At 27.0% G+C, this 6,688-nt stretch carries 7 protein-coding genes; all 7 read right to left on the reverse strand.

Translation table 11 applies throughout. The features are described from left to right. Positions 1-634: AAA family ATPase (locus ACRC03_RS19490; RefSeq protein WP_438654276.1), on the reverse strand; the 634-nt coding region annotated here is incomplete at its 3' end. A gap of 207 nt (positions 635-841) precedes the next feature. Next, positions 842-1,561 carry an MBL fold metallo-hydrolase gene (locus ACRC03_RS19495; RefSeq protein ID WP_438654277.1) on the reverse strand — a complete coding sequence of 240 codons (720 nt, stop codon included), beginning with the start codon at positions 1,559-1,561 and terminating at the stop codon, positions 842-844. Between the two features lie 193 nt (positions 1,562-1,754). After that, entirely contained in the window at positions 1,755-2,378 is a 624-nt protein-coding gene (locus ACRC03_RS19500; RefSeq protein ID WP_438654278.1) for a hypothetical protein, read from the reverse strand. Next, on the reverse strand, positions 2,375-2,878 hold the full coding sequence (locus tag ACRC03_RS19505; RefSeq protein WP_438654279.1) for a flavodoxin family protein: 504 nt from the start codon (positions 2,876-2,878) through the stop codon (positions 2,375-2,377). The genes ACRC03_RS19500 and ACRC03_RS19505 overlap by 4 nt, the downstream gene beginning before the upstream one ends. 46 nt (positions 2,879-2,924) lie before the next feature. Then, positions 2,925-4,184: a coproporphyrinogen-III oxidase family protein gene (locus ACRC03_RS19510; protein WP_438654280.1), complete on the reverse strand. Its 1,260-nt coding sequence runs from the start codon at positions 4,182-4,184 to the stop codon at positions 2,925-2,927. Positions 4,185-4,192: 8 nt separating this feature from the next. Then, on the reverse strand, positions 4,193-5,095 hold the full coding sequence (locus ACRC03_RS19515) for a radical SAM protein (RefSeq protein WP_438654281.1): 903 nt from the start codon (positions 5,093-5,095) through the stop codon (positions 4,193-4,195). Between the two features lie 140 nt (positions 5,096-5,235). Then, complete coding sequence (locus ACRC03_RS19520) at positions 5,236-6,168, reverse strand: Rpn family recombination-promoting nuclease/putative transposase (protein WP_438654282.1); 933 nt, start codon at positions 6,166-6,168, stop codon at positions 5,236-5,238. Between the last annotated feature and the right edge of the window lie 520 nt (positions 6,169-6,688).

A 6,688-nucleotide genomic window follows, 5' to 3' on the forward strand; every position in this document is an offset into this window, starting at 1 on the left:
CAAGATTTATATTGTCCTTTAGTGCTGATGATAAATAGTTTCTTATAAAACCTATCATCTCTGGATAATAATTTTTAAAATGACTTTCATGAATAGGAGTATCATATTCATCAATAAGTATTATTACCTTTTGATTATAGTATTTTTTTAGATATTCACTTAGTTTTAATAATGATATTTCAAGTTCAACTTTGGTTGAACTTTTGTTTATTATATTATCAAAGTACCTTTTATCTTCTTCAAACTCGAAGTTTTTGTAAATATAATAGAAATCTTTATATAGTGATGATATTTTTTCTCTAAATCCTTCTAAAAAATCTTCAAATGTACTATGTTTATCATCTTTAAATGTTAAATATATAAGAGGATATTCTCCTTGTTTTTTCATTATTTCAGTTTCATTTTCTATTTTCAAATTTTTAAAAAGGTATGATCTATTTTCATCACATTTTTCTAAAAAGTATTTTAAAATAGATAGGTTGAAAGTTTTTCCAAAACGTCTTGGTCTTGGTAATAAAACTATTTCTCCACTATCTTCTAAAAATTCTTTAATTATCAATGTTTTATCTATAAAATAATAATTATTATCTATTATTTTTTTAAAATCGCTAGTTCCCAAACTTATTTTTTTCAATCTAAATCACCTCTTATTAGTTAAAGTTATCATATATAATATTATAACCATTGTAGAATCTTTAAACAATAGGTTGTTACTAATAGCCTTTTATACTAAAAATATTTCATAATAACAAAAATACCTAGAAAGTATTTTTAAAGTTAATACTCTCTAGGTATTTAGATATTCGTTTGCTGTAAAGCTAATAGCTTTAAATCTAGTTATTTATAATTTTCTATATTCTTTTTCTAAATTTTCCATAATCTCTTTTCTTGTAATAGGTCCATCATGACCTGTAACTGCATAGTTAAATTCTGTTTCATATAAAAACTGAATTAATTTACTTAATTTATCTCTATAATACTTTAACTCTCCATTATGGCAATCTTCACAGTGGATATCACCTAAAAATATTATCTTTTCCTCGGGTACCCATATTATAATGCTATCCTCTGAATGGCAGTTATCTATATTTATAAGATGACAGCTTATATTACCTAAGTTTATTGATAATTTTTGTTCAAAAACAATATCCGCTGTCTTCACTATTATTTCATCAGTGTTATTATACTCCTTTAAAATATGGTCATGACAGAACTTAATGTCTTCACCAGTTTCTAGTCTTTTTTCCATATCTTCTTTAGTCCATTTCCACTTTGTCATCTCTTCTAATTTTTTATTAGTCTTAAAACTTGCTATAGAAAGTGCATTTATACCACTTATACCATAACAATGATCCCAGTGCCAATGTGTAATCCCCACATAGCTTGGATAAGGAAGTTCTTCTTTATTTAACTCTTCTAAAAAATTTTGTGCATGTCTTATAGAGTTTCCCCCATCTACCATCAAGGAAATATTGTCCCCTTTTATGTATCCTAGCACAGGTCTGTCTGTATATTCCTCTTGTGGTAAATAATAGATTCTATCTGTTATTTTGTTAAGCATACTATTCTCCTTTTAAACCTTCAATTTTACTATTTATTTATAAGATATTTTAAGCTTGTTTAAGGTCTTTCAAGCTTTTTAGGTCCTAGGGAGAAATTTAAAATGATAGAATTCGACCTATAATTACGTTGCATAAATATATAATAGCATAAATTGGATAAATTTGTAATTGAATATAAGCTTACTATAATTTTTAAAATAAATCTTTTCTTTTTAATCCATTATTCTTTGCCATAGCATTCCAGGACATAGTTGCACAAAATTTAAATGCGACTCTAGGAAAGTTAGGCGAAACATAAATATTTTCTTCATTCTTTCCAATTTTTATATTTTGACTAAATGTATCTAATGCACCACTTAAGCTCTTTTTAGGTCCACGTCCTAGTGGAACTGTTTTAATACTTCCAAACATTTCACCTGCACCTATTCCAATTCCTTGACCCCAATTTAAATTCACTCTTTTACACCAGTTTTTTGTAATTGCTATAGCAAGATGATTTTGGCGTCCTTCAAAAAAGCCACAGTTTGCTATTGTATAAACAGATATATTTTTCTTTTCTTTATTATTGAAGAATTCTTGCAGTTTAATTAACTCCTCTAACAAATGAGATGGCAAAGAGTCTACATATAATGGAAATCCGATAATCAATCTATCACAGTTATAGATTTTTTCATAATCTAATACATTTAAATTACCTTTTCTAATATTAAATTCTATAAATTCTTCTTCTTTAAGGAAATTTTTTAATTCCTCTAAAAAGTATTGTGTATTGTTTTCTTTTACTTTAGGGCTACCGTTTATTATTGCTATTTTCATATAAACTCACCTCTTATTTCCTCTAACTTATTATAAAAACTTACACGACTGTCTTTCGCATTTAAATTTATACCATTAGCAGTTACTAACTTTTCTGCTACTTTCTTCTCTTCTTCTAATATGTCCTCACCATAAAAAATAACCTTCAATTTAAATTGGTCCTTATATCTATTTTTATGGTGCATCTCTCCATTTTTCATAACAAAATACGGGTGCATATAAGAAATGCTTCTATCTAGTACATTTTTTATAAAAGTACTATAGCCTCCATAAGTGCATTTGCTAATTATAATTACTTCTTCACTTTGAGATATAAGTTTACCCATATTTTTATACTCATCTTTAATAACACAAGTTGCAGGTGTTTTTATCCAACACCCAAAGCAACCTATACATTTATTAATTTTACTATCATTAGATATTACAGTAGTGTTTTCTAGTTGATTTGTGAATATTAATTCAAAATCATCTTTATTTAAATCATGTATTAATAATTTCATATATCCTCCTATCTATTTTGTTTAACAAATCATATTATTTGTATCTTTAATATAATTTTATTTTATCTGGCCAAGGATTTTCCCTCGCTATGCCCCAGGTTTTATCTATATACTGCAAAGTATAAATTTGCTCTACACCATGAAAATAATAAGACCCCTTTGTGGTTACCATATAGCCCTTCTCATTCTCCTTTAATAGTCCCATTAGTTTCGCAATGCCTAATTCTAGGTAATAATCTTTTTTCATATTACCACTAAACATTTTTTCATAAGCTTCTTTATCTAAGCTCATATTATATACATTCCAAAATAGCCAATAGGATTTTCTCGAAAACTTTGTAAAATCTAATACTAAAGCACAAGGAAATTCCTTTTTATTTATAGCTTTAGTATACTCTTCTACTGAAAAGGTATTTAATCTAAATTTATCATCAAATAATGATGCTGCTCCTGGACCTAGTCCTATGAAATTTTCTCTAGTTATTGATGAGTATTTTTCTGTATTAGGTTTGGCAAAAGTCCATACAGAAGTTCTAGTTAGTCCAATTTCTTTAGAAACCTTTATAAGTTCAAATAACATCTCCTTTTTCTCTTTAGCTGAAAGAGGCTTTCTCTCATTTTTAGCATAAGAAAAATCTATAAAAGGGTAAGTAGAAATTTGAGTTGCCCCAAGGTCAAAAGCAGTTTTTACATCTTCTTTTAATTCTTTTATAGTTTGATTTGGTATACCAAAGATTAAATCTACATCTATAGTTTCAAAGCCAACTTCCTTAATTAATTTTATTTTCTCACTTTCATTGTTACTCTTTCTACCTAAATTATTAAGGCAAGTTTCATTAAAAGATTGAATACCTACACTTATCATGTTAAATCCTAATGCTTTTAATTTCTTAAGTAGTTCTAGCGTAATATTACTTGGATGTAACTCTATAGCTAAGCTTCCCTTTAAATTAAAGTTTTCTTTTACTTTTTCTATAATTTCTTCTAAGTAATCTATAAGTAAGGCTGGTGTTCCCCCTCCAAAGTAAAGAGAGGTAATGTCTTCTTTACCATATCTAGTATTAGACATTTTAATTTCTTTTAATAAAGCTTCTTTATATTCATAGGCTAGTTTTTCATCATATATTATCTTATTGTATGGACAAAATGGGCAGATTGATTTGCAAAAGGGTATATGTATGTATAACCCTAAGTTATCTTTGTTGTTTAAATTTATAGGTTCAAAGCTATTGTTATCCTCACATTTGATAAATTCAAATGGCTTAAAGCTTCTGTTTAGTATTGGTCTTAAAATATTAGTTAACATAAATCCCCCTACACAAATTTTAGATATGTCTTTAGCATATCATAGATTATTCTTGGATTTCCTCTAAATAATAATGAGAATTCTACTGCAAATAAATATCCACATTCCTCACATAACCCCTCTATCTCTACACATCTGCCACATACAAATTGTTTTTTATTTTCTATTACTATACACTGTTTGCATGGTCTACTCCAATTGTTTTCTAAATAATAATCTAGTGATGAATATAAATTAAAAATTGGATAGCCTTCTTTTATTAAACTTTTGATAGTAGTTACTGCTTCTATTTTTTGTTCTTTAGTTAAGGTTAGAGATTCCGTTCCCTCGTATGGTGTGTGAAAATTAAAAGAAATGCTGCTTAAATTTTTTGTGTTCTTTACTAACTCACAAAGTTCTTTTATATCCTTGTAGTTTTTATTATTAATTGCTGTGTAAACGCATATATTGCTATTATTCGCTTTGTCTACATTTTGCATAATTGTATCAAAGGTATTACCCCTTATGTAATTATGATTTTCTTTGTTTCCATCAATACTTAAAAATATTACATCAGCTTCTTTAATATCTAAATCTATAGTTCCATTGGTAACTATATTTACAAGTTCAAAGCCGATTTCTTTTGCTTCTATAATTAAATCTTTAGCATTTTTTCCTTCGTCTTCCCACAATAAAGTTTCTCCACCACAAAAAAATAGTATCCTTATACCTTCTTTATAAAGTCTTATCATTTCTTCTTTTATTTCTTTGTAAGGATGTATTATTTTGTTGATATTGTTCACTGCACAGTGTTTACAGGTAAGATTGCAGGCATCTGTTAGTATTATTGTTGCTAGAATTGGTTTAGTATTTTTGAAAAGAATAGTTTTTAAACCATAGGTTGAAAGTTCTAAAAAGGATTTTAGTTTCATTTTATTACCCTTTCTGTAATTATTTGGTAAATTAAATATTAAATTTATCTTTATTTTATTTTTTTTCATATAACTATATTTTTTAAATAAGTCAAGGTATAGATAAAATATTAAATCATCTATACCTTGACTTATTTAATTCATTGTATTTTTTTTATTTCACATACTTCTAAACCTGTTACATTGGCAATTATATTAATATCAATATTGCTAGCTAACATATTTTTTGCCATATCAATTTTAGTACTTTTCTCAGTTTCTTTAGCTGCTTCTTGAGCCGCCTTTTTAGCTGCCTCCTTAGTTGCCTCTTCAGCCTTTTGTTCTGCTTCTTTTAATTTTCGTTTAGCTTCTTTTACTTCTTCATGTGCCTTTTGCTTTGCTTCTCTTACCATCGTTTCAGCATTCTCAAGTACATCATCTTCCCAGTCAAGTCTCTTTGACTCCTCTAATGCTTCTTCGATTACTTTTAACTGAATATCATCTATCTCACTTATTTGATAAACTTTCAAAACAGCCTTTTTTATTATTGGACTTTCCTCTGGCAACTCCTCTGCTCTTTTAGAATTCGATAAGAGTTTTATCCATAAATCTTTAATACTTTCACCTTTTGAATATTCTCCCTTTTGGAGTTCTACAAAGTAAATAGATAAACACTCATCTAATCTATTGTTATTTTCTCTATCATACAACACATACTCTCTACATATAACTTCATCTTTAAATACATTATTTCCTAATATATTTATACATATAGTATCTTTTAGGTTTTTAAATTTGCTCTTTTTTTCGAAACCTCTAGTAAATGCTTTTGCCCAATAAAATTGAGTACGCTTTTTTATACTACTAGTTGAATTCTTTTCCATCTCTACATTTATTTTATTGCCATCTTTATCAATAGCAAGTATATCGAATATTATACTTCTGCCATCATCTACTGCTTTTTCTTCTGTATATTCTAGAGATTCAACTTGTAATTCTTTTCCTGTAATTGAACTTATAAAACTACTTAGAAGCTCTGTATCTTTAAAAAATTCTTTAAATGCAGCATCATATCTTAAATCTAATAATTCCATCTATTTCACTACCTTTCAACTAAATAAGTACGTTATATATCTATATAGTTTGATATTTATAATTATATCAAAAGATAATATGATTGCCTATCAATTTAGAAATATACATTAAAAATATCTTTATAAATACCCATTAACTCTTAATTTCTTTATCATATTTTCCCCCTAAGCTAGCTCCATACTATATAAAATTATACTCCATTTCTACATTTTTTGTTTTAGCACATTTAATATCTGTTTATGTAAAATAAACTTTAAATTTTTGTACTTTTTTATCATTTTTGTTAACTACATACACTCTTTTCTCGGCATGTACAGTGTTTACAATTAAGGTTGCAGGCATGTGCTAGTATTTGTTACAATAAAATTATATACTACAATAATAGCATAATAAAGGTGATTTAACTTAGCATACTTTATGTGCTATTCATATATTCAGGGGGCATTATTTTGAAGTTAATACTTTTTTACACAATTTCATTGTTAAGCATAATTTGCATGATAATTGGTTTTTTCACTA

Source organism: Romboutsia sp. (genome assembly GCF_051659545.1).
Taxonomy (GTDB): Bacteria; Bacillota; Clostridia; order Peptostreptococcales; family Peptostreptococcaceae; genus JBOFOR01.